This is a genomic window from Pseudomonas sp. SJZ074, from assembly GCF_007828215.1.
Taxonomy (GTDB): domain Bacteria; phylum Pseudomonadota; class Gammaproteobacteria; order Pseudomonadales; family Pseudomonadaceae; genus Aquipseudomonas.
The window spans coordinates 111,351-135,356 of record NZ_VIUE01000008.1; the positions used below are offsets into that span (position 1 = coordinate 111,351).

Annotated in this window: 20 protein-coding genes; 8 read left to right on the top strand and 12 right to left on the bottom strand. The window is 58.7% G+C overall.

Translation table 11 applies throughout. The features are described 5' to 3' along the window. Window positions 1-57: 57 nt before the first annotated feature. Entirely contained in the window at window positions 58-432 is a 375-nt protein-coding gene (locus FBX99_RS11940) for a lysozyme inhibitor LprI family protein (protein ID WP_144930017.1), read from the top strand. A 268-nt stretch (window positions 433-700) separates the two neighbouring features. Continuing rightward, the gene (locus FBX99_RS11945) at window positions 701-1,828 is read left to right on the top strand and encodes a diguanylate cyclase (RefSeq protein WP_144930063.1); all 1,128 of its coding nucleotides are present in this window, start codon (window positions 701-703) and stop codon (window positions 1,826-1,828) included. A gap of 329 nt (window positions 1,829-2,157) precedes the next feature. Here FBX99_RS11945 and FBX99_RS11955 read toward each other — a convergent pair whose 3' ends face one another. Beyond that, on the bottom strand, window positions 2,158-3,060 hold the full coding sequence (locus tag FBX99_RS11955; RefSeq protein WP_144930064.1) for a LysR family transcriptional regulator: 903 nt from the start codon (window positions 3,058-3,060) through the stop codon (window positions 2,158-2,160). A gap of 121 nt (window positions 3,061-3,181) precedes the next feature. On the opposite strand from FBX99_RS11955, the gene FBX99_RS11960 reads away from it, so the two are divergent. After that, the gene (locus FBX99_RS11960) at window positions 3,182-3,928 is read left to right on the top strand and encodes an SDR family oxidoreductase (protein ID WP_145131687.1); all 747 of its coding nucleotides are present in this window, start codon (window positions 3,182-3,184) and stop codon (window positions 3,926-3,928) included. Between the two features lie 494 nt (window positions 3,929-4,422). Here the strand turns inward: FBX99_RS11960 and FBX99_RS11965 are convergent, their stop codons facing one another. From FBX99_RS11965 to FBX99_RS11985, 5 genes are all read right to left on the bottom strand, one after another. After that, entirely contained in the window at window positions 4,423-5,130 is a 708-nt protein-coding gene (locus FBX99_RS11965; protein ID WP_144930020.1) for an NYN domain-containing protein, read from the bottom strand. 322 nt (window positions 5,131-5,452) lie between these two features. Next, on the bottom strand, window positions 5,453-6,241 hold the full coding sequence (locus tag FBX99_RS11970; RefSeq protein WP_144930021.1) for an SDR family NAD(P)-dependent oxidoreductase: 789 nt from the start codon (window positions 6,239-6,241) through the stop codon (window positions 5,453-5,455). Window positions 6,242-6,407: 166 nt separating this feature from the next. Further along, window positions 6,408-6,764: a DUF6124 family protein gene (locus FBX99_RS11975; protein ID WP_145131689.1), complete on the bottom strand. Its 357-nt coding sequence runs from the start codon at window positions 6,762-6,764 to the stop codon at window positions 6,408-6,410. Between the two features lie 595 nt (window positions 6,765-7,359). Then, the gene (locus FBX99_RS11980) at window positions 7,360-8,247 is read right to left on the bottom strand and encodes a lysophospholipid acyltransferase (protein WP_144930023.1); all 888 of its coding nucleotides are present in this window, start codon (window positions 8,245-8,247) and stop codon (window positions 7,360-7,362) included. 43 nt (window positions 8,248-8,290) lie between these two features. Next, complete coding sequence (locus FBX99_RS11985; RefSeq protein ID WP_144930024.1) at window positions 8,291-8,848, bottom strand: DNA-3-methyladenine glycosylase I; 558 nt, start codon at window positions 8,846-8,848, stop codon at window positions 8,291-8,293. A gap of 81 nt (window positions 8,849-8,929) precedes the next feature. On the opposite strand from FBX99_RS11985, the gene glyQ reads away from it, so the two are divergent. The 4 genes from glyQ (at window position 8,930) to FBX99_RS12005 (ending at window position 13,331) form a co-directional block, all read left to right on the top strand. Beyond that, window positions 8,930-9,883 carry a glycine--tRNA ligase subunit alpha gene (gene glyQ, locus FBX99_RS11990; protein WP_144930025.1) on the top strand — a complete coding sequence of 318 codons (954 nt, stop codon included), beginning with the start codon at window positions 8,930-8,932 and terminating at the stop codon, window positions 9,881-9,883. After that, window positions 9,880-11,934 (top strand): glycine--tRNA ligase subunit beta, encoded by a 2,055-nt coding sequence (gene glyS, locus FBX99_RS11995; protein WP_145131691.1) that lies wholly within the window; start codon window positions 9,880-9,882, stop codon window positions 11,932-11,934. The genes glyQ and glyS overlap by 4 nt, the downstream gene beginning before the upstream one ends. A gap of 3 nt (window positions 11,935-11,937) precedes the next feature. Beyond that, complete coding sequence (gmhB, locus tag FBX99_RS12000) at window positions 11,938-12,471, top strand: D-glycero-beta-D-manno-heptose 1,7-bisphosphate 7-phosphatase (protein ID WP_144930027.1); 534 nt, start codon at window positions 11,938-11,940, stop codon at window positions 12,469-12,471. 80 nt (window positions 12,472-12,551) lie between these two features. Beyond that, the gene (locus tag FBX99_RS12005) at window positions 12,552-13,331 is read left to right on the top strand and encodes a 1-acyl-sn-glycerol-3-phosphate acyltransferase (protein ID WP_144930028.1); all 780 of its coding nucleotides are present in this window, start codon (window positions 12,552-12,554) and stop codon (window positions 13,329-13,331) included. Between the two features lie 153 nt (window positions 13,332-13,484). Here FBX99_RS12005 and FBX99_RS12010 read toward each other — a convergent pair whose 3' ends face one another. Further along, the gene (locus FBX99_RS12010; RefSeq protein WP_145131693.1) at window positions 13,485-15,023 is read right to left on the bottom strand and encodes a HAMP domain-containing sensor histidine kinase; all 1,539 of its coding nucleotides are present in this window, start codon (window positions 15,021-15,023) and stop codon (window positions 13,485-13,487) included. Between the two features lie 214 nt (window positions 15,024-15,237). On the opposite strand from FBX99_RS12010, the gene FBX99_RS12015 reads away from it, so the two are divergent. Continuing rightward, window positions 15,238-15,972, top strand: a complete 735-nt coding sequence (locus FBX99_RS12015) for a response regulator transcription factor (protein WP_145131695.1) — start codon at window positions 15,238-15,240, stop codon at window positions 15,970-15,972. A 53-nt stretch (window positions 15,973-16,025) separates the two neighbouring features. Here the strand turns inward: FBX99_RS12015 and gabP are convergent, their stop codons facing one another. The 5 genes from gabP to dnaA all read right to left on the bottom strand — a co-directional run bounded on the left by gabP (window position 16,026) and on the right by dnaA (window position 23,920). Then, window positions 16,026-17,420 (bottom strand): GABA permease, encoded by a 1,395-nt coding sequence (gabP, locus tag FBX99_RS12020; RefSeq protein WP_144930031.1) that lies wholly within the window; start codon window positions 17,418-17,420, stop codon window positions 16,026-16,028. Window positions 17,421-17,715: 295 nt separating this feature from the next. Beyond that, on the bottom strand, window positions 17,716-20,133 hold the full coding sequence (gene gyrB, locus FBX99_RS12025) for a DNA topoisomerase (ATP-hydrolyzing) subunit B (protein ID WP_144930032.1): 2,418 nt from the start codon (window positions 20,131-20,133) through the stop codon (window positions 17,716-17,718). A gap of 5 nt (window positions 20,134-20,138) precedes the next feature. Beyond that, window positions 20,139-21,242: a DNA replication/repair protein RecF gene (recF, locus tag FBX99_RS12030; RefSeq protein ID WP_144930033.1), complete on the bottom strand. Its 1,104-nt coding sequence runs from the start codon at window positions 21,240-21,242 to the stop codon at window positions 20,139-20,141. A 17-nt stretch (window positions 21,243-21,259) separates the two neighbouring features. Continuing rightward, on the bottom strand, window positions 21,260-22,363 hold the full coding sequence (gene dnaN / locus FBX99_RS12035) for a DNA polymerase III subunit beta (RefSeq protein WP_145131697.1): 1,104 nt from the start codon (window positions 22,361-22,363) through the stop codon (window positions 21,260-21,262). 39 nt (window positions 22,364-22,402) lie between these two features. Then, the gene (dnaA, locus tag FBX99_RS12040) at window positions 22,403-23,920 is read right to left on the bottom strand and encodes a chromosomal replication initiator protein DnaA (RefSeq protein ID WP_144930034.1); all 1,518 of its coding nucleotides are present in this window, start codon (window positions 23,918-23,920) and stop codon (window positions 22,403-22,405) included. Window positions 23,921-24,006 lie beyond the last annotated feature (86 nt).

Here is a 24,006-nt window from a genome sequence, read left to right on the forward strand (position 1 = left end):
ATGATAAATTCCCGCAGCGACCTCTAATGAATAGAGGGCATTCAGGGAGAGAAGTAAGTGATCAAGTCTTTGTTGGTTGGGGCATTGCTGGCAATGGCATCCGCATCGGCATCTGCGATGAGTTGCGATAATCCTAGAAACGCCTATGACAGAACCTATTGCGCGTCGCTGAAAATGGTTCAGTCGGATCAGGAAATCAATGATCAATACAAGAAGACCATGAGTGCGCTGAACCCGGAACAAAAGAAAAAAGTGAAAGCGGCTCAGATCCAGTGGATCAAAATTCGCGACAACGCCTGTTCCAACGACGGCCTGCTCTACCTGGACTGTGCCAACGAGAAGACCGAGTCGCGTATCGTCATACTCAAAGCCATCGAGCGCGAATGCCGTGCTGCCGGTTGCGACGATGCCAAGCTGTCGCAAGTCGAGTGATCCGGCCAAGGGCAGCTGATATCTATCGCTGAGAAGAAGCGATGGGACAAGCGAAAAGCCGTACCGAAAAACCCGACATCATGCGTCGGGTTTTTCTTTGGCAGGCTGCCTATAGGGGTGGTTAGGGCCGCTTCGCAACCCAGCGGGAGCAAACTTCCTCCCCACGGGGTTTTGGTTCAATCAAGGCCGTGGGTGTAATTCAGTTGTTCGCGTTGCTGGCAGGATGCCACAATCGCTTTTTTAGTTGCATCACGATCAGGTGGATCACATGCATGGCTCAGGATCACGAAGTGACCAGGATTTCTTCATAGCCGAGCAGGTGCGAACTGACCGACTGCAGCAACTGTTCCGCCAATCCGTTTCAGCGGTATTGGGGAGTTACCTCGCCGCTATCATGCTGTGTGGATTGTGTTGGGATCGTTTCGACCACGACCTCGTTCTTTGGTGGCTGGCGATACTGACCGGATCGACGCTGATACGCATCTCGATGTTCGTGGCCTATTTCTGCAGTGATGAAAGCCAGCGCACGCCCCAACGGTGGGAGCGCAAGTACTGGATCACCCTGGTGCTATCCGCCAGTATCTGGGGCGTTGGCGCATTCGTGGTCATGCCGGCAGACGATCTTCTGTCGCAAGCGCTGGTCATGCTCTTTACCGTCGGCATGTCCGTCAGTGCGGTGTCCTGCTACTCCGCCTACCGCGACATGACATTGCTCTCCATCGGCCTGGTCCTGTTGCCGTCCACCGCCTGGCTACTGTTTCAACCGACCAGAATTCAACTCGGTATCGCCCTCTCGATCATCGTATTTGCCGTATTCGCTGCCCGCGCCACACACAAAATGTCCCAGGCACTGGAAACCGCTTTCCGACTCACCCGTGAAATGGAGCAGGCCAATAGCGTTTCCACCCGCGCAGCCCAGACCGATGAACTGACAGGACTGATGAGCCGACGCGCCTTCTTCGAGCATGCCCAACAGCTTTATGACGAATGTGAAGCCAACCGGCTGGGATTGTGCGTGTTCATGCTGGACATGGATCACTTCAAGCACATCAACGACACCTACGGTCATCAGGTTGGAGATCAGGTCCTGCGGCAGATGGGCCTGGTCATCAGCTCATCCTTCCGGGCCACCGATGTCCACGGCCGGTTGGGGGGAGAGGAGTTCGCGATTCTGCTTCCGGACACCTCCCTCGACGCCGCCATCGAGATTGCAGAAGAGCTTATTCAAACGATTGGCGAATTGATGATCGAGCCTGTCCATCGCATTACCGCCAGCCTTGGAGTAGCGTTCACGGAGGCTGGGCACAAGGATCTTCATAGCTTGATGAATAATGCGGATAAGGCGTTGTATCGGGCGAAGGCGTTGGGGCGCAATCAGGTTGCGGTTGCCCAGTAAGACTTCGTTTAGGCGTCATATAGGGGTGACTAGTTAATGCAAAAGGCCAATCCATGTCGCTGAACCATTGGTGCTACACGGTGGGGCGTGCCTGTTACCCCAACTGTGTATGGCCAGCATGTTGCACAAAGACCCTCAGGGTGAAAGCTTCTATCAACAGGCCGTCCCATATCTGCTGCAAGCGAACAGCAAGTTCGAGGCCGTGACAGCCGACAAACCTACCGCAAGCGCGCTCGAGGTTAACGACTTCCAAGGCCGAAAAACGCTTGAAGATCCTACTGAGTCCAAACTGAGACATGGAGCAGTGGAATTGGCCGCAGCGTTGCGAACTAGTGTTGATCATACCCAGTGTTAAGCCCAGGCACCTTGGAAAACGCTTCGGCAATAAAATCCATAAACACAATCGCCCGCTTGGGCAACAACCGATTGGCGACGTAGAGAAACTGGACCGGCACCGGCGGCGCTTCGTAGTCGCAAAGTACCTGACACAACCGGCCGCTCTCCAACCCTTGCTCGTACAACCACCTTGGCCCGCTGGCGATCCCGAGGCCGGCGGTGACGGCTTCTTGTATGGCCTGGGGCGAGTTGACCCGCAATCGCCCCGAGACGTTGATGACGGTATCGCGGAAATGCCAGGTATTACCGGTGCTCAACAACGAGTACAGAATGCAGTCATGGTTGTGCAGGTCTTCCGGTGTCTGCGGGATGCCACGGCGTTCCAGGTAGTCTGTCGACGCGACATAGACCCGTGTGTAATGGCCAATCCGGCGGGCGCGCAGTGCGCTGTCGGTCGGATGGCCGATGCGGATGGCCAGCTCGGCGCCTTCCTCCACCAGATCCACGAGACGATCACTGAGCTGCAAATCCAGTGACAAGCCGGGGTAGCGCGCCAGAAAAGCGGGAACGTGCGGCATCAGGAAGGCATGAGCCAATGCGGTCGGGCAGGCCACGCGCAGCAGTCCGGTCGGCTCGGACTCATCGCTCAAGGACGACTCCGACTCCGCAACGGCATCGAGGATCCGGCTGACGTCCGCGTAGTAGCGTTCGCCTTCCGGCGTCAGCACCAGCCGTCGTGTGGTGCGCTGGAGCAATCGGGTACCCAGATGGTCCTCCAGCGCGGCCACGTATCGGCTGACGTTGGGTTGGCCCATGCCCAAGTCCCGCGCCGCCGCTGAGAAACTGCCCGTCTCGACGGTGCGTTTGAAACAGGTCATGAGTAGAAAGCGATCCACTTGAAGCCCCAAATTCATGCACATTCAGCATTAAAGATATGCAAGTCCGTGATCTTATCAACTAAACGGCATAGACGGATCATGAGCGCCGCATCCCGCTCTCATGATCTGGAGTTCACTCATGTCTCGCTTACTCAATAAACGCACCCTCATCACTGGCGGCACCAGTGGCATTGGACTGGAAACCGCCAAACAGTTCCTCGCCGAAGGTGCCCGCGTTATCGTTACCGGTGTCAATCCTGACTCTATCGCAGCGGCCAAAGCCGAGTTCGGCAGCGACGTGCTGGTGCTGCGCGCCGACTCGGCCAGCGTTAGCGCACAAAAGGAACTGGCCCAGGCCGTAGAGAGGCATTACGGAAAGGTCGACGCTGTCTTCCTCAATGCCGGTGTTTCCGTTTGGCAACCGATTGAGGATTGGTCGGAAGAAATGTTCGACCGTTCCTTCGACGTCAAAGGGCCTTACTTCCTGATCCAGGCGCTTCTTCCCGTGTTCGCCAATCCCGCCTCGGTGGTGTTGAACACCTCGATCAGCGCCCACGTAGGCTCGACACGCTCCTCGGTTTACGCCGCCACCAAGGCTGCCTTCCTCAGCCTGTCGAAAACATTGTCGAGCGAACTGATGCAGCGCGGAATCCGCGTCAACGCCGTTAGCCCAGGGCCGGTGAATACGCCACTGTATGACAAGATGGGTATTGCGGATGCCTATCGCCAGCAGCTCAACGCCGACATCATCAAGAGCATCCCTGCGGGACGGTTTGGCACGCCGGAAGAGGTCGCCAAGGCAGTGTTGTACCTGGCTTCGGATGAATCGCGGTGGACGATGGGAAGCGAGATTGTCGTGGATGGGGGGCGGTTGTTGAACGATTGATACCGCTTTTGCCGATCAGTTAAAGACCAAACGGCGCAAAACCCGTAGGAGCATAGCTTGCTAGCGGTAGCGGTAGATCAGCAACACCGTTGTCGACTGGCCTGCCTCAATCGCGTGCAAGCTATGCTCCCGCAGATTTACGGCTTGGCTGATCGGGCACTGTTCCGTTCGGCTATGTTTTATGTCGACAACGCTCAGGCTTTAGAGCCAGCCATTCGGCCAATAGGCTCAAGCTCCTTGCCTTTAGCGAGGCTAACCGACAAGAAGTGGCGTTCCATACGGGTCGCGCAACCCGCCAGACGGCGGGCGTCGGCTTCGTACTGAGCGGCAAGTAAGGGCTTTGGAGTGCGCTTGGAAGGCTTCATGGAAAACCTCGGAGGAATTGGGGGTCATGTTAGGCGTCGTACGCCACGATGTGGTGCCGTTGGATTGTGGGCCAGCGCTACCCCCAAAATTTCAATCTCGTGCGCTTTTGCAAGACGCCCCGACAAAACTCAATCGCCATTGATTCTAGGGGGTTTCGGGCAAGTGGAACGTAAACCGTCAATATGCTCCATTAAACCATCCGGAATACTCTGCCACATTGGGTCAAGGATAAAATCTATACCCTCCCGGCGAGCCATTTTTGCAGCGGGTACAAAGTCCGCATCACCTGCAAAAAGAACGATCTGATCCACCTGCTTTTTGAATGATAGCGACGCTACATCAACTCCGATCCGCATGTCGACGCCTTTTTGCCTCGTTTCCATGCTGACATCATTCTCTGTTAAGTCAGCAATTTGAATTTTACCTTTGAGAAGGTCGGCAATTTTCGCTGGCTTGATCGTCCACTTCACATCTTTAGAAAGGTGTCCGAGCCGCAACGCCACCTTACGCTTACTTCGCAACCTAGCGTGGAGTTCTTTCCTAAATAGCGCTTCCTTGGATTTGGAAAAATCCACAGCTTTTTTAGAAATAGGATTGTGCTGTTTGGTATCTAGCGGGGGGCAGTCATAGAAAAAAATTCGATAAAGCTCTTTCCTATGACGTTGCTGCTGCTCCTGCGCTTGGCCATTCGGACGAGGAGCAACCTTGCTTAAATGAGCCGTTGCCCATCGATGCACAAGGTCCGCAGCTCGCTCCGCGTTGTAAGCATTCTGAGGCTCGATCTTTCGAAAGCGCTTTATAAAATAGGCGCCGTCAACCAACACCGCTGTGGGCATGACTTTCCTCCAGATAGCAAAACGCCCAAGGGGTCGGCACGTCCTGGATAGTTTGGACGGCGTACAGCCTTGGGCGGGATGCGCGAAGAATAGATCCAGTCGACGGCGCCGTCAACTGGCAATCTCTCGCTGTAGGTAGGCTAAGGCATCAGCCGCAAAGCGGCTGATGCCTTAGCCTACCTACAGCCATTTTTTTGTCAATGAGGCACCCGCGACCAATTTACGTCATGATTTTGGCTATCACCATATGCTTTACGACAAGGTGATCAGCTGTACGTATCCGGGGCGCACACCCACATTTTGTTTAGTTTTTCCATGCTCGCTAGACAATGCTATCCACCACCCCGCCATCAACACGCAACGCCGCACCCGTCGTAGCCGAAGCCTGCTCCGAACTGGCATAAATAATCATATTGGCAACTTCCTCAACACGCGCCGCCCGTTGAATGATCGAGGTACTACGGTGCTGTTTGACGAAATCCGCCCCCACCTTCTCCAGGCTTTCCCCAGTGCGCTCGACATCCGCCTGGAGCATCTGCGCAACCCCTTCGGAAAGCGTCGGCCCAGGCAGCACTGAGTTCACCGTAACGCCCGTGCCGGCAAGGCGCTTGGCCAAGCCGCGAGCAATGGAAAGCTGGGCGGTTTTAGTGAAGCCGTAATGAATCATGTCGGCCGGAATATTCACGCCCGACTCGGACGAAACAAACACAATCCGCCCCCAACCACGCTCGACCATGCCCTGCGCATAGGCCCTGGAAACACGCACGCCGGACATCACGTTGGTTTCGAAGAAGCGCTGCCATTCGCTGTCCGGGGTTTCGAAAAAGTCTTCCAGCTTGAAAATGCCCAGGTTGTTGATGACCACATCGAAGCGCGGGTACTTGGCGACCAAGGCCTGGCAGCCTGAGGCGTTGCTGAGGTCGCCCACAAAGCCTTCGGCTTTGGAAGCAAGGTCGCCCAAGCGCTGCAATGCGTCCTCTACGCTGCTGTCGCTGCGACCGTTGATGACCACGTGGGCGCCGGCTTCGAGGAAGCCTTTGGCTGTGGCAAAACCGATGCCGCTGGTGGAACCGGTGACCAAGACGTGACGGCCGGTGAAGTCGATTTTCATGGGAAGGACTCCTTGAATTAATGGACCAGAGGGCTGTGCGATGTTGGCGAGGCGGTATTTACGAATTCGTCGTACAACGATTGAAGATAGCGACAATCCAGCAAAGTGATGCAAACCCGACATGCGGTGTCGGGTTTGCTTTATTGATTGAGCGAATGTTTACCTGCTATCGCGGCTCAACGTTATCCAGCACCCGATTTGCCAGCAACGACCCCAGCTCGATCAGTTGCTGAATACCGAGCGCCACATGACGGCGTGAACCTTCCAGTTCGAAGGCGAGGTCGTTGACCATGGCGTCAGCCGAGGCCAGGGTTTCGGTGAGGTTGGCGAGCAGGGATTCGTTGTCGATGTCTTTTACGATTGTGAATATCTGGCCCGGTTGGGGATCGTCGGGTTTTGTTGCTTTGGGAGAGAGATAGAAATCCAGGGCGCGCTCTGCAGCTTCATCGAGCTTTTTGGTCCCGGATTTTGTGCGCGGGGATGCTTGCTCCGTTTCCGGAGGGTTTGGAGTTACTTTGAACATAAGCTGGAATCCTCAGTGAGGCCGCGACCTCTTCCCTACTAAAAGAAGGGTGGCGGCTGTACGCAGGTTAGTAGACCGGGGATTCCAGCATTGCCGGCGCGCCGAAGCGCCCTGCGCACAGCCACCATCAAAGGACAGGAATTAGGATACCTGCCTGAGTGGAGAACTCATGCATCTTGCGGGAAACCACGGGCTACTAAACCCGACCACTGATGGGCAGTGGCAGGAAGACAATAGAACCCGGGGACAAGGCGCACAAGCGGGCGGATTCTGGCGTAGTTGTAGGCAAAGGCGCAAGGATGCGTGGGTTGGGGGAAGGGTGGCGGTCGGGGAATAAACAGGCGACGGGAAGGCCTGGAAGTCGCGGGCTAGGGGGCCGCCTCTGCTTGGTTGGAAAGCAGGGCTGGTGCGGATCGTCTGTAGGAAGTTGGGGCTGCTCCGCAGCCCAGCGGGGATGAATCCCCTTGCCACAGGAAGGTGGAGTCAGTTAATTCAGCGGCGGCTGTGAGGGCGCCATCGCGAGCAAGCTCAGCTCCCACAGGATTATTGGCCACCAACCCCAGTGGGAACGATCTTATGAAGAAGTAGCAGGCCTTCAATACCAGCGGGCTTCGCCCGGCGGGCGTTTCTTGAAGCGTTTCATGCTCCACATGTATTGGCTCGGGTACGCCCGCACGTAGCGCTCCACGACTTGGCTCATGGCGGCGCAGGCGGTTGCGGTGTCGGTGCTGTACATGGCTTCTGGCGCGGCTTCGAGGATGACTTTGTAGCCGGAGCCGTCCGGCAGGCGCAGGGCATGAAGGAACACACCCACTGCTTTACCACCGGCGAGCATGTTCGGCACGAACTTGCTGGTCAGGGCCTGGGTGGCGAAGAAGGGCACGAAGATGCCGGCGGACTCGGCCGGTTCCGGGTCGGCGGGGATACCCACCTGGCCGCCCTTGCGCACTTCCTTGATGACGCTGAGGATGCCTTCCTTGGTGGACGCCGCGACTTTGTTACCTAGCTGTACGCGCTGCTTCTGCAGCAATTCATCCACCGCCTTGAGCTTGGGTGGGCGGTAGAAAATGATCGGTTTGCACTGGCTGCAATAGAAGTGGTTGAGCACTTCCCAGTTGCCCAGGTGGCTGGTGATGCCCACCACGCCCTTGCCGGACGCCAAGGCTTCTTTCAATATTTCCAGGCCCTCGACTTCACGCACCAGTTCGATGGAGCGCTGGGCCGGCCAGATCCAGGCGCAGGCGCTTTCGGTCAGGGATTTGCCGATGTCCTTGAGACTCTGGCCCACCAGGCGCTCGCGCTCGGCCGGGTCCATATCGGGAAAGCATTTGGCGAGGTTGATCCGCACCACGTCGCGGGAGCGGTTGGGCAGTTTCCACATGAGCCAGCCGATGGCCGAGCCCACCGCCTGCACGGCCCGCCAAGGCAGTAGCGCAAACAACCGCAGAGCGCCGACCAGCAAGGCGCCTTTCAACTTATCCACAGGTCACTCCTGAATTCATGGGCCGTGTTGCGAGCCGGCTATTCTAACCGCCGTTTGCCAGCTCGGCGTAGCGGTCGCAGTCCTGGGTGTGATCCATGACCATGCCCGAGGCCTGCATGAAGGCGTAGCAAATGGTCGGCCCGACGAAAGTGAAGCCGGCCTTTTTCAGGCCTTTGCTCATCTGCACGGCTTCGGGGGTGATGGCTGGCACTTCGGTGCGGTCCCTGAAATGGTTGATGAGAGGTCTGTCGCCGACAAAAGACCAGAGGAAGGCCACCGGGTCCTCCAGGGCCAGCCAGGCCTGGGCGTTACGGCGCGCGGCCTTGAGCTTGAGGCGGTTGCGGATGATGCCGGGGTCCTGCATCAGGTCCTCGATTTCGGCATCGCTCATCTGCGCCACCCGCTGTACGTCGAAGTTGTACAGCACCTCGCGGTAATGGGCGCGTTTGCGCAGCACGGTGATCCAGGACAGCCCGGCCTGGAACCCTTCGAGCAAAAGCAACTCGAACAAACCCTGCGCATCGCGCAGCGGCGTCCCCCACTCCTGATCGTGATAGGCCATGTACAAAGGATCTTCGGAACACCAAAAGCAGCGTGGCATAAGGCTCCAGGGGGCGTGCGCACGAACGAATCGGGTATACTCCCGCTCTTTAAATCGCAGCCCAAGAAACAGGTGAATTTCGTGAGCCAGCCTACGCCAGCCGTGCGTACCTTCCAAGACTTGATCCTCGCCCTCCAGCAATACTGGGCCGAGCAAGGTTGCGTGGTACTTCAGCCCTACGATATGGAAGTAGGCGCCGGCACTTTCCACACTGCCACGTTTCTGCGTGCCATCGGCCCGGAAACCTGGAACGCCGCCTACGTGCAACCCAGTCGCCGTCCGACTGACGGCCGCTACGGCGAAAACCCGAACCGTCTGCAGCACTACTACCAGTTCCAGGTGGTCCTGAAGCCGAACCCGGAAAATTTCCAGGAACTGTACCTGGGCTCCCTCAAGCGCGTGGGCCTCGACCCGCTGGTGCATGACATCCGTTTCGTCGAGGACAACTGGGAATCGCCGACCCTGGGCGCCTGGGGCCTGGGCTGGGAGGTCTGGCTCAACGGTATGGAAGTGACCCAGTTCACCTACTTCCAGCAGGCGGGCGGCATCGAGTGCTACCCGGTGACCGGCGAGATCACCTACGGTCTGGAACGCTTGGCGATGTACCTGCAAGGCGTGGACTCGGTCTACGACCTGGTGTGGGCCGACGGCCCGTTCGGCAAAGTGACCTACGGCGACGTGTTCCACCAGAACGAAGTGGAGCAGTCGACCTACAACTTCGAACACGCCAACGTCGACAAGCTGTTCGAACTGTTCGATTTCTACGAAAGCGAGGCCAAACGCCTGATCGAGCTGGACCAGCCGCTGCCGTTGCCGAGCTATGAAATGGTGTTGAAGGCGTCCCATACCTTCAACCTGCTGGACGCACGCCGGGCGATTTCCGTGACCGCGCGCCAGCAATACATCCTGCGTGTGCGCACCCTGGCGCGTTCCGTCGCGCAAGCCTACCTGCTGGCCCGTGCCAAGCTAGGCTTCCCGATGGCGACCCCGGACCTGCGTGATGAAGTGTTGGCTAAGCTGGAGGCTGCACAATGAGTGCTCAAGATTTTCTGGTTGAACTGGGCACCGAAGAACTGCCACCCAAAGCCCTGAATACCCTGGCCGATGCATTCCTGGCCGGTATCGAAAAAGGCCTGCAAACCGCCGGCCTGAACTTCGAAACCAAGCACGTCTACGCCGCGCCGCGCCGCCTGGCCGTGTTGATCACCGGCCTGGCGACCCAACAGCCGGACCGCAGCATCAACCTCGACGGCCCGCCACGCCAGGCCGCGTTCGATGCTGACGGCAATCCGACCCAGGCAGCCCTGGGCTTCGCCAAGAAGTGTGGCGTGGACCTGAGCGAAATCGACCAGAGCGGCCCGAAACTGCGCTATAGCCAGAGCATCAAGGGCAAGCCGACCGCCAGCCTGCTGCCGACCATCGTCGAAGACTCCCTCAATGACTTGCCGATTCCCAAGCGCATGCGCTGGGCTGCGCGCAAGGAAGAGTTCGTGCGTCCGACCCAATGGCTGGTCATGCTGCTTGGCGACCAGGTCATCGACTGCACGATTCTGGCCCAGAAAGCCGGTCGCGATTCCCGCGGTCACCGCTTCCATCATCCGCAAAGCGTGCGCATCACCTCGCCGGCCAACTACCTGGCCGACCTGCGTGCCGCCTACGTGCTGGCCGACGCCAACGAGCGTCGCGAGCTGATCAGCAAGCGCACCGAAGAGCTGGCCACCCGCCAGGAAGGCACCGCCATCGTGCCGCCAAACCTGCTGGACGAAGTGACCGCACTGGTGGAGTGGCCGGTGCCGCTGGTGTGCTCATTCGAGGAACGTTTCCTTGAAGTGCCACAGGAAGCGCTGATCACCACCATGCAGGACAACCAGAAGTATTTCTGCCTGCTGGACGCCGACGGCAAGTTGCTGCCGCGCTTCATCACGGTCGCCAACATCGAAAGCAAGGACCCGCAGCAGATCATCGCCGGTAACGAAAAAGTCGTTCGCCCGCGCCTGACCGATGCCGAGTTCTTCTTCAAGCAAGACAAGAAGCAACCGCTGGAGAGCTTCAACGAACGCCTGCAGAACGTGGTGTTCCAGGAAAAACTCGGCAGCGTCTACGACAAGGCCGAGCGCGTTTCGAAATTGGCGGCCTTCATCGCCCCACGCATCGGCGGCGACGCCCAGCGCGCGGCCCGTGCCGGCATCCTGTCCAAGTGCGACCTGTCCACTGAGATGGTCGGTGAGTTCCCGGAGATGCAAGGCATCGCCGGTTACTACTACGCGCTCAACGACGGTGAGCCGCAAGACGTCGCCCTGGCGCTGAACGAACAGTACATGCCCCGTGGCGCCGGCGCCGAGCTGCCGACCACCCTCACCGGTGCGGCCGTGGCGATCGCCGACAAGCTCGACACCCTGGTCGGTATCTTCGGCATCGGCATGCTGCCCACCGGCAGCAAGGACCCATATGCCCTGCGTCGTGCGGCGCTGGGTGTGTTGCGGATTCTGATCGACAAGCAACTGGACCTGGACCTGAACGACGCCGTGGCCTTCGCCGTCAACGCGTTCGGCAGTAAGGTCAAGGCCGCCGGCCTGGCCGATGCGGTGCTGGAGTTCATCTTCGACCGCCTGCGTGCGCGTTATGAAGATGAAGGCGTCGATGTCGCGACCTACCTGTCGGTGCGTGCCCTCAAGCCGGGTTCGGCCCTGGACTTCGACCAGCGCGTGCAAGCCGTCCAGGCTTTCCGCAAACTGCCGGAAGCGGCAGCATTGGCGGCGGTGAACAAGCGTGTGTCGAACCTGTTGAGCAAGGCCGAAGGCAATATCGCGGCCACCGTCGAAGCCAAGTACTTCGACAACGCCAACGAGTTCTCCCTGTATTCGGCTATCCAGCAGGCAGACCAGGCCGTCCAGCCGATGGCTGCGGCACGTCAGTACAGCGAAACCCTGGCACGCCTGGCGGCACTGCGCGAACCGGTGGATGCGTTCTTCGAAGCGGTGATGGTCAATGCCGAAGACGCCAGCGTGCGGGCCAACCGCTACGCGCTGCTGGCGCGTTTGCGTGGTCTGTTCCTCGGCGTCGCCGACATTTCGCTGCTGGGGTAAGCCTTGAAACTGCTGATTCTCGATCGGGACGGGGTGATCAATCACGACTCCGACGCTTACATCAAATCGGTGGAGGAGTGGCTGCCGATCCCCGGCTCGATCGAAGCCATCGCGCAGTTGAGCAAGTCCGGCTGGACGGTGGCGGTTGCCACCAACCAGTCGGGCATTGCCCGCGGTTACTATGACCTCGCAATCCTCGACGCCATGCATGAGCGCTTGCGCGCCCTGGTGGCCGAGCAGGGCGGTGAAGTCGGGCTGATCGTCTATTGTCCCCATGGGCCGGATGAGGGTTGCGATTGCCGCAAACCCAAACCGGGCATGTTGAAGGCCATTGCCGAGCATTATGCTGTTCCGCTGGCGGGCGTCTGGTTCGTCGGAGACAGCCTCGGTGACCTGGAGGCGGCCAAGGCCGTCGATTGTCAGCCAGTTTTGGTAAAGACCGGGAAAGGCGAAAAGACTCTGGGCAAGACCCTACCGGTAGGCACTTTGATTTTTGACGACCTGGCGGCGATTGCCGCTGAACTTATCCACAATTAGAGCTCCCTAGACATCCTGATCAAGGATTGTTCGGGAAGCGCTTGAACAGGCGGGCATTGCCCGCAACGGTAAATGCCGCTATGTCGATATTGCAGGCCATCAGATCTTTTCTCTTTTACCTGCTGTTGGGCACCAGTTCCTTGTTGTGGTGCTCCCTGAGTTTTTTTGTCGCGCCCTTCATGTCGTTCAAGGCGCGCTACCGCTTCATCAACGTGTACTGGTGCCGTTGTGCACTGTGGTTGAGCAAAGTGTTCCTAGGCATTCGTTATGAAGTGAAGGGCGCCGAGAACGTGCCGGACCGGCCCTGCGTGATCCAGTCCAACCATCAGAGCACCTGGGAAACCTTCTTCCTGTCGGCCTATTTCGAGCCGCTGAGCCAGGTGCTCAAGCGTGAACTGCTGTTCGTGCCGTTCTTCGGTTGGGCCATGGCGATGCTGCGACCGATTGCCATCGATCGCGACAACCCCAAGGCTGCGCTCAAGCAGGTGGCACAGAAGGGCGACGAACTGCTCAAGGACAACGTCTGGGTGCTGATCTTTCCCGAAGGCACCCGCGTCCCCTATGGCACGGTCGGCAAGTTTTCCCGCAGCGGTTCTGCATTGGCGGTGAACGCCGATCTGCCTGTACTGCCGATTGCACACAATGCCGGCAAATTCTGGCCCAAGGCAGGCTGGATCCGGACCCCTGGCGTGATCACGGTGGTGATCGGTGAGCCGATGTATCCCCAAGGCAGCGGGCCCCGTGCCATTGCCGAGCTCAACGACCGGGTCCAGGCCTGGAACGAACAGACCCAGCGGGACATGGGCTCGCTTCCGCCGACTCCCACAACGCCGGCGGCTACCGACCAACTCGCTGTCTGATATCTGTGGATAAGCTGTGTACCGTTTTCTCCGAAAACACAGCTTTTATCTTGTAACCTCATGTTTTTAATACATATTTCTTAAGAACATAAAACCGACCGGGACGTGCATAAGTTTTTATAGCGTTCGGTCGGTTTGTTACCTGAGGCGGTTTTATAGAACGCTGCGATCTTTCGACTCTTCCCCCAGCAAGGGGAAACGCAAACTGAACGTCGTGCCTTCACCGACCACGCTTTGACATTCAATGTGCCCGCCATGGCGGTCAACCACGGCTTTGACCATCGACAATCCCAAGCCAATCCCGTCAACGCCGTGGGCCGACGAAAACCGCCGATATTGGCTGAACAGATCGGGCAGTTCCTCGGCAGTAATGCCTTTACCCTGATCGCCGACCTCACAGATCAACCAGCCCTCCGCGCAACGAACCGTCAGTGAAATGCAGCTGCCAGGCGAGCTGTACTTGATGGCATTTTCCAGCAGATTGAACAGCGCACGGGTCAGCAGGGATTGGTCCGCCTTCACCATGGCTTCTTCATCATCCACGACATGGGTCAGTTGGATGCGCTTGACCTGGGCGATGGGTAACGCCTGGTCCAGCACATCCAGGATCAGCATGGCGAACAGGGTCGGCTGGAATTGGTACGCCTCGGATTCTGCCTTGGCCAACTGCACGAAGCCTTCCGTCAAGTCCAAGGCTCGACGGACCTGGCGCTCGATTTGATCGAACAGCAAGTCATTCCCCCCGACCTGATGCCGCTGCACGTCGAGTAACGCCAGGATCGCCGAGTGGGGCGCACGCAAATCATGGGAGAGAAAACGCAACATCACGCTGCGCTGCTCTTCGGCTTCGCGCTCGGCACTCAGGTCGATCAGGCTCAGCAACCAGCCAATGGGCGTATCGCCGTCCACCGGCATGAGCGGGGCACGCTCCAGGCGCAGGCTGCGCTCGCGAGTGTCGCGAAACTCCACCAAGGGCAGTGTGGATAACCGGTGATGGGGTTCACGCTCCAGCGCTGGGTACCCCAGCAGCACAAGCTGTTCCAGCACATCACCGCCTGCCAGCACATGACCGAAAAGATCCCGGGCCCTGCGGTTGCCGAGCAAGATCCGGCCTTGCGGATCGCTGATCATGGTCGCGACGGGCAGGTATTCCAGGCCATCGGCAATGAAGCGGCGGGTGTCGCGGGTCCTGCCCATGGCTTGTTCCAGGGCCATGATCTGACCCTGCAGGCGGTCACTGCCGGTGTAGGGTGTGCGTCGGCGCTCCGGAAATACTTTCGGCTCGGCGTCCAGGCGCGCCAGTTCCCAGCCGAAATAGGCCAACACCACGCTCAGGCGTCGCCAGTTCCAGATCAGGTAGCCGAACAGCATTCCTATCACACCCGCCATCGGCGACCACCACCAGCCCTCCAACGCCAGCACAGCACTGATCGACAACGCCGCCGCCATACCGCCCATCATCGTCCACAGAGCCAGGTGAGGGCGCAGCAACAACAATCCCAATACACAGGCCACCAGGCCCACCGATAACACGGCGCTCGATCCATGGCGGGCCGATTGGGCACTGAACGACAGCAGCGCCGTCACCGGTAACAGCAACAGACTTATCCACAACCATTCACGCACCAATTGTCGAAACAATCGCTGGGCCTGGGTGGGTTCACGGCTTTCACTGCGACGCGGATGACTCATAGATGTCCTGACCGAACACGAGAGAGGATTGGCTTCATGGTTGATGCGAAGCGCAAGACTATAGCGGACTCGATGGGTGGTGTGCTGCTGCCTTTCCCTCTACGCCGTGAGCCGGTATTGTCGCAGCCTGCGACAGGGGAACCGCAACGGAACTGAAAGTTTGCGCACTCCCCCTGATGATGTCCGTTACCTTCGAGATCAAGGAATCGCGCCCATGCGTGTCGCCATACTGGATGACGAACCGGCCGAGTTGCGCCGGGTGGAACAGACACTGCACCAGATCGCCGGCAGGGGCGAGCAGGCCTGGACCCTGCACAGTTTCGAACGCGGCGAGGACCTGTTGCGACAACTGCGTCGGGAGACCTTCGACCTGCTGATCCTCGATTGGCAACTGCCCGATATCAGCGGCTTGGCGCTGCTGCGCTGGACTCGCGAGCACATGGACGCGCCACCGGCCGCCATCATGCTCACCAGCCGCGACGGTGAACACGACATCGTCCAGGCACTCAATACCGGCGCCGATGATTACGTGAGCAAACCCTTCAGGCCCAACGAGCTCAAGGCCAGGGTGACTGCAGTATTGCGTCGCCATAACCTGCAACGTGCTCCGGCCAGTGAAACGTTGGTGTTCAACGACTTGGCCTTCGACGACGCCGAGCTGACCGTCACCCGCGCCGGTATCCCCATCAGCCTGACCGAACGGGAATACCGCCTGGCCCGTTGTCTGTTCGCCAACCTGGGTCGTCCATTGTCCCGGGAGTATTTCTACGAACGCTTCTGGAGCCATGAGGAAATGACCTCGTCCCGCCCGCTCGACACTCATATCTATCGCCTGCGCAACAAGCTTGGCCTGACGGCGGATCGAGGCTGGCAATTGTTGACGATTTATGGGTATGGGTATCGGTTGGAGAGTGTGGCGACGGGAAGCGAAGCATCTGTTGCGAGTTAGGTATTGGATCACATCCGTGGCGAGGGGATTTATCCCCTCGCCACAACAGGGTATCAACCGATCGTCTGCGCCAAGCGTCCGGTTTCCGCGCTCCGACGACGCTGCAACAGCAATCCGCACGCCACCACCAGGATGCTAAGCAGGCCCGTCGCCAGGATCTCCACACGGTGGGCCTCCTGGAACAGCATGATAGTCAGGGCCGCGACAATGAAAATGATCACCGCGTAGGTCAGGCCAGGGAACAGCCACATGCTGAAGGCGATTTTTTCCCCACGTGCCATACGTTGCTTGCGCATGCGCAGTTGCGAGAACGCGATCACCAGATACACCAGCAGTGCGATGGCGCCGGAGCTGGCCAACAGGAATTCGAACACCGCAGCCGGGGCCACATAGTTGGCGAACACTGCCAGGAACGCAGCAGCGGTCGACAGCACCACCGCCCAGTAAGGTGTACCGCTCTTGTTGGTGCGTTGGGATACGGCCGGCGCATCGCCGCGTTTACCCAGCGAGAACATCATGCGCGATGCCGTGTAGAGCGCCGAGTTCAGGCAACTGGTCACCGCCACCAGCACCACGATATCGACGATCAGCTTGGCATTCGGAATGCCCATGCGTTCCAGCACGGTCTGGTAGGAACCCACGCTGGCGAGCAGCGGGTCGTTCCATGGCACCAAGGAAACGACCATGAAAATCGACACGAGATAGAACAGGCCGATTCGCCAGATCACCGAGTTGGTGGCCTTGGAGATCTGCTGGCCGGGGTTCTTCGATTCGGCAGCCGCAATGGTCACGATCTCGGTGCCCATGAACGAGAACATGGTGGTGAGGATCGCGCCCAGTACCGCGCCCATGCCGTTGGGCAGGAAGCCTTGGGTGTCGAACAAGTGCGAAACGCCGCTGACTTGGCTGGTGGGCAAAAGACCGAAAATTGCCAACGTACCAAGGGCAATGAAGCCAATGATTGCGATGACCTTGACCAGGGCGAACCAGAACTCGAACTCCCCATAGTTCTTCACGCTGAACAGATTGGTGATGGTCAGCAGCAACGTGATGACCAGGGTGAACACCCAGATGGCCACGTTTGGAAACCAGGCATGAAGGATGGTCGCGGCGGCGTTGGCCTCCAGGGGGATCACCAGCACCCAGAACCACCAGTAGAGCCAACCGATGGTGAACCCGGCCCAATGACCAATCGCACGATCAGCGTAAGTCGAGAACGAACCGGTGTCCGGCGAAGCCACCGCCATTTCGCCTAGCATCCGCATCACCAACACCACCAACGCCCCAGCGGCGGCGTAGGCCAACAGCACCGCCGGACCGGCTGCCGCGATAGCGTGACCGGAACCTACGAAAAGCCCGGCACCAATCACGCCAGCGATGGAAAGCATCGTCACATGACGGGGTTTGAGCCCTTGCTCCAGATTGTTGGAAGTTTGCGTACCACTCATTGAGACTACCTTTGGGTCTTGAATTTATTCGTACCGCCTCGTACCACCGTGTCTTTGTAAATTTAAAGAAACGAGGTGTTGTTTATTTAACACGCAAGTTTTGCGCCAGAAAACCTGAGGCCCCGTGGTACCGGGCTCAGGGGCGATATCCAAGTGCTTGAGAATGAAAGGTTTGTTCCTAAGTGTTACTGCGTTACCCGGTTTTTCGACTGTGCAATCTGAAGGGGGAACATTTTTCAAGCGTAAAAAAAAGCCAACGCGTGAGCATTGGCTTTTCGTGATTGCACTGCGAGGATCAGAAATCCAGGTTGGACACCGCCAGCGCGTTGCTCTCGATGAAGTCACGACGAGGCTCGACCGCATCACCCATCAGGGTGTTGAAGATCTGGTCCGCGCCAATGGCGTCTTCGATGGTCACCTTCAGCATCCGGCGCGAGCCCGGGTCCATGGTGGTTTCCCACAACTGATCCGGGTTCATCTCGCCCAGCCCTTTGTATCGCTGGATGGTGTGGCGCTTGGTGCTTTCAGCCATCAGCCATTCAAGGGCTTCCTTGAACTCGGTCACGGCTTTCTTGCGCTCGCCACGCTGGATGTAGGCGCCTTCGTCCAGCAGCGTGCTCAGTTGCGCGCCGAGGGATACGACCGTCTTGTAATCATTGCTGCTGAAGAAGTCGCGGTTGAAGGTGACGTAGTTCGACAGGCCGTGGGAGATCAGTTCGACCTCCGGCAGCCAGACGTTGCGCTCGCGGTCTTCACGCAGGCTGGCTTTATAGACCAGGCCGGACTTCTCGACGGTGCGCAGGCGCACTTCGTACTGGGCCAGCCAATCCTGCATCGCTGCGTGATCGGACAACTGCTCCATGCTGACGGCCGGCAGGTAGATGAAGTGTTCGGTCAGTTCCTGTGGGTACAGGCGCGACAGGCGCTTGAGGGTTTTCATCACCAGGCGGAAGTCGTTGACCAGGCGCTCGAGGGCCTCACCGGAAATACCCGGGGCGTCTTCGTTCAGGTGCAGGCTCGCATCTTCCAGGGCCGACTGCGTCATGTACTCTTCCATGGCGTCGTCGTCTTTGATGTATTGCTCCTGCTTGCCTTTCTTGACCTTGTACAGCGGCGGCTGGGCGATGTAGATGTAGCCGCGCTCGATCAGCTCCGGCAACTGACGGAAGAAGAACGTCAGCAGCAGGGTGCGGATGTGCGAACCGTCGACGTCGGCGTCGGTCATGATGATGATGTTGTGATAGCGCAGCTTGTCGATGTTGTACTCTTCGCGGCCGATGCCACAGCCCAACGCGGTGATGAGCGTGCCGACTTCGGCGGAGGAGATCATCTTGTCGAAGCGCGCCTTCTCGACGTTCAGGATCTTGCCTTTAAGGGGCAGGATGGCCTGGGTCCGGCGGTTGCGTCCCTGCTTGGCGGAGCCACCAGCAGAGTCACCTTCCACAAGGTACAGTTCGGACAGGGCAGGGTCCTTTTCCTGGCAGTCAGCCAGCTTGCCCGGCAGGCCGGCGATGTCCAACGCACCTTTGCGGCGGGTCATCTCTCGGGCCTTGCGCGCCGCTTCACGGGCACGCGCAGCGTCGATCATCTTGCCGACCACCAGCTTGGCTTCGTTCGGGTTCTCCAGCAGGAAATCGGAGAAGTACTTGCCCATTTCCTGCTCGACTGCGGTCTTCACTTCGGAAGACACCAGCTTGTCCTTGGTCTGAGAGCTGAACTTCGGATCCGGCACCTTTACCGAGATGATCGCCGTCAGGCCTTCGCGGGCATCGTCACCGGTGGTGGCGACTTTATGCTTCTTCGCCAGGCCTTCCTGTTCGATGTAGTTATTCAGGTTACGCGTCAACGCCGAACGGAAACCCACCAGGTGGGTGCCGCCATCGCGCTGCGGGATGTTGTTGGTGAAGCACAACAGGTTCTCGTTGAAGCTGTCGTTCCACTGCAGAGCGATTTCCACACCAATGCCGTCTTCGCGCTGGATGTTGAAGTGGAACACCTGGTTGACCGCGGTCTTATTGGTGTTCAGGTATTCAACGAATGCACGCAGGCCACCTTCGTACTTGAACAGCTCTTCCTTGCCGCTGCGCTCGTCCTTGAGAACGATGCCGACACCGGAGTTGAGGAAGGACAGCTCACGAATCCGTTTGGCCAGGATGTCCCAGCTGAAGTGGATGTTCTTGAAGGTTTCACTGGAAGCCTTGAAGTGGATCTGGGTACCGGTGGTTTCGCTGTCGCCAACGATGGCCATCGGTGCCTGGGGCACACCATGGACGTAGGTCTGTTCCCAGATCTTGCCGCTGCGGCGCACGGTAAGCACCAGCTCCTCGGACAGCGCGTTCACCACAGAGACACCTACGCCGTGCAGCCCGCCGGAAACCTTGTAGGAGTTGTCATCAAACTTACCGCCGGCGTGCAGCACGGTCATGATGACCTCGGCCGCGGAAACACCTTCTTCCTTATGCACGTCGACCGGGATGCCTCGACCGTTGTCACGAACGGTGATGGATTCATCCGGGTGAATGATGATGCTGATGTCGTCGCAGTAGCCAGCGAGGGCTTCGTCGATGGAGTTGTCGACCACCTCGAACACCATGTGATGCAGACCGCTGCCATCGTCGGTGTCACCAATGTACATACCGGGACGTTTGCGTACGGCATCCAGGCCTTTCAGCACTTTAATGCTCGTTGAGTCGTACGTATTTTCTTCGCTCAATGCCTTCACTCCCGATGGTCGTGGGTCTGGGTGATACGGCCCTGTTCCACGTGGAACAGAGCGACTGGCGTTTCCGTCTGCCAGCCTTCCCTCAATAATTCGTGATCTACACAGGTGATGAAAACCTGGCAGCGTAAGTCTTCCAGCAAACGGCAAAGCGCTCGACGGTGGGCCTCATCCAGCTCGGACGGCAGGTCATCCACCAGATAAATACACTGACCGCGACGGGCCTGGCTGACCAGGTGTCCCTGGGCAATACGCAAGGCACACACCACCAACTTCTGCTGCCCCCGGGACAAAATGTCCGCGGCATTATGAGCGCCCAATCTGAGGCGCAAGTCAGCGCGTTGAGGTCCAGCCTGGGTATGGCCCATCTGCTGGTCCCGTTGCAGCGAGCCAGCCAGTACGGCGCTCAATTCCCGATCCTTGTCCCAGCCTCGGTAATAGCTGAGCGTCAGGCCCTCGAGCTCAACCAGTTCGCTCAAGGTCTGCTCGAAGACCGGTTTCAAGGCTTTGATGTAAGCGCGGCGGTATTCATCGATTTCAGCGCTGGCCTGGCACAGTTCCCTGTCCCAAACCGCTTGCGAAACGGCGTCAAGTGTACCATGTCGCAGCCAAGAGTTTCTCTGGCGCAGCGCCTTCTGCAAGCGTTGCCAAGTCGCCATGAAACGCGGCTCCACGTGAAATACGCCCCAATCCAGGAACTGCCGGCGAATTTTCGGTGCGCCTTCCAGCAAGCGGAAACTGTCTGGATTGATCAACTGCAACGGCAGGATTTCTGCCAATTGTGCGGCACTGCGGGCGTTCTGGCCGTCGATGCGAATCTGGAACTCGCCTTGCCGGTCCCGTGATATGCCTAACGCGCTATGACCCCCTTCCGCCAACTCCACTTGTCCGAACACCGTACAGGCCAATTGATCGTGCTGGATGACCGGTAACAGGCGGGTGCTGCGAAACGAACGGGCAAGCCCCAGCAGGTGCAAGGCTTCCAGAACGCTGGTTTTGCCGCTGCCGTTGGCGCCGTAAAGAATATTGATGCGGGGGGAGGGGGAGAAGGTCACCGGGTGCAGATTGCGCACCGCGGTGACCGAGACGCGACTTAAGGACATCTAGCTTCTGCTGATTATTACAGACGCATCGGCATGACAACGTAGGCCGAATCGTCGTTATCGGATTCCTGCACCAACGCACTGCTGTTGGAGTCCGACAGGATCAGACGTACCTGCTCAGTAGTCATCACGCCCAGCACGTCGAGCAGATAGCTGACGTTGAAGCCGATTTCCAGGGAGCCGCCGTTGTAGTCAACGCCTACTTCTTCTTCCGCTTCTTCCTGTTCAGGGTTGTTCGCCTGGATCTTCAACTGGCCGCTGGCCAGTTGCAGGCGGATGCCGCGGTACTTCTCGTTGGAAAGGATCGCGGTACGGCTGAAAGCCTCACGCAGCGCCTGGCGGTCACCCAGCACCAGTTTGTCGCCACCTTTGGGCAGCACACGCTCGTAGTCGGGGAACTTGCCGTCTACCAGCTTCGAGGTGAAGGTGAACTCCCCGGTGGTAGCGCGGATGTGGTGCTGACCCAATACGATGCTGACGTTGCCGTCCGGTTCGGTCAGCAGGCGCGCCAACTCCAGGATACCTTTGCGGGGCACGATCACCTGATGGCGATCCGGCTGACCGATATCGGCCTGCATCGAACACATCGCCAGGCGGTGACCGTCGGTGGCGACGGCACGGATAATGCCAGCGGACACTTCCAGCAGCATGCCGTTGAGGTAGTAACGCACATCCTGCTGGGCCATGGCGAAGCTGGTGCGCTCGATCAAGCGGCGAAGCCTGCTTTGCTCGAGGCTGCAGGTCAGCGAGCCCGGGCCTTCTTCAACGGTCGGGAAGTCGTTGGCAGGCAGGGTCGACAAGGTGAAACGGCTGCGCCCGGCCTTGACCACGAGCTTTTGCTCATCGACCTTGATGTCGATCAGCGCATCGTTGGGCAGGCTCTTGCAGATGTCCATCAGCTTGCGCGCCGGCACCGTGATGGACCCCGGATCGGCTGGCTCTTCAAGCTGCACACGACCGACCAGCTCGACTTCCAGGTCGGTACCGGTCAGCGACAGTTGCTGGCCTTCGACAACCAGCAGCACGTTGGAAAGTACCGGCAAGGTCTGGCGGCGTTCGACGACGCCTGCGACCAGTTGCAGGGGTTTCAACAGGGCTTCGCGTTGAATGGTGAAATGCATGGTCTAGTCCCTTGCCTTAATAAGCTGCGCTGGTGGTCATCAAGTGGTCAGTGTACGCAGCAGGTTCTTGTAGTCCTCGCGGATGTCCGCGTCGGATTCCTTAAGTTCATTGATCTTGCGGCAGGCGTGCAACACTGTCGTGTGGTCGCGTCCGCCAAACACATCGCCGATTTCCGGCAGGCTGTGGTTGGTCAGCTCCTTGGACAAGGCCATGGCCACCTGGCGCGGCCGGGCCACCGAACGCGAACGGCGTTTGGAGAGCAGATCGGATATCTTGATTTTGTAGTATTCAGCAACAGTTCGCTGAATGTTATCCACAGAAACAAGCTTGTCCTGAAGCGCCAGGAGATCCTTCAAGGACTCGCGAATCAGCTCGATGGTGATGTCGCGGCCCATGAAGTGGGAGTGCGCGATCACCCGCTTGAGTGCACCTTCGAGCTCACGCACGTTCGAACGGATACGCTGGGCGATAAAGAATGCGGCATCGTGCGGCAGCTCGACCTTGGCCTGATCGGCCTTCTTCATCAGGATCGCCACCCGGGTTTCCAGCTCCGGCGGCTCGACGGCGACCGTCAGGCCCCAGCCGAAACGGGATTTCAGGCGCTCTTCCAGGCCTTCGATTTCCTTCGGATAACGGTCGCTGGTGAGAATGACCTGCTGTCCGCCTTCAAGCAAGGCGTTGAAGGTGTGGAAAAATTCTTCCTGGGAACGTTCCTTGCGGGCAAAGAACTGAATGTCGTCGATCAGCAGCGCATCCACCGAACGGTAGAAACGCTTGAACTCATTGATGGCGTTCAGCTGCAGCGCCTTGACCATATCGGCGACGAAACGCTCGGAATGCAGGTACACGACCTTGGCATTCGGATTCTTCTTTAATAAGTGGTTACCCACGGCATGCATCAAGTGGGTCTTACCCAGGCCCACACCGCCATACAGGAACAGCGGGTTGTAGCCATGCTTGGGGTTGTCCGCCACCTGCCAGGCTGCCGCCCGGGCCAACTGGTTGGACTTGCCTTCGACGAAGTTCTCGAAGGTAAAGGTGCGGTTCAGATAACTGGTGTGCTTGAGCGCGCCCTCGACCTGCACGGTGCGCTGCTCTGCGCGCACTGGTGCCTGTTGGGTGCTGGCACCCGCCATGGGGTCAAAGCTGTCCCGGGAAGGCTCTTCACTGGCCTCGGGCACCTTTTGTGAGTTTCTTTTGCTCGGTGCAGGAGGGGGGGCGATCGGGCTTGCCGGTGGTGCCACGGCAGCCTGGGCCTGGGAGGCCGCGGCAGCCAGCGGCGCATTCGGAGCCGCCCGCGGGGCCGAGCTGCGCTTGCTACCTATTAATAAGGACAGCGCAGGCGCCATGCCATTGCCATGCTCGTCGAGCAGTTCCATGACCCGACCCAGGTACTTTTCGTTGACCCAGTCGAGAACGAAACGGTTCGGTGCGTAGACGCGCAACTCGTCGCCTTCGGCTTCGACCTGTAGTGGGCGGATCCAAGTGTTGAATTGTTGGGCAGGCAGCTCATCGCGCAAAAGCTCCACGCACTGCTGCCAAAGTTCCACTGACACGGATATCCCCTAAGTTGAAAGCCGGTGAGGCAAAAACAAGCGGCCATTGTAGCGAGCAGACGTTCACTTATCCACACGCAGCTTCA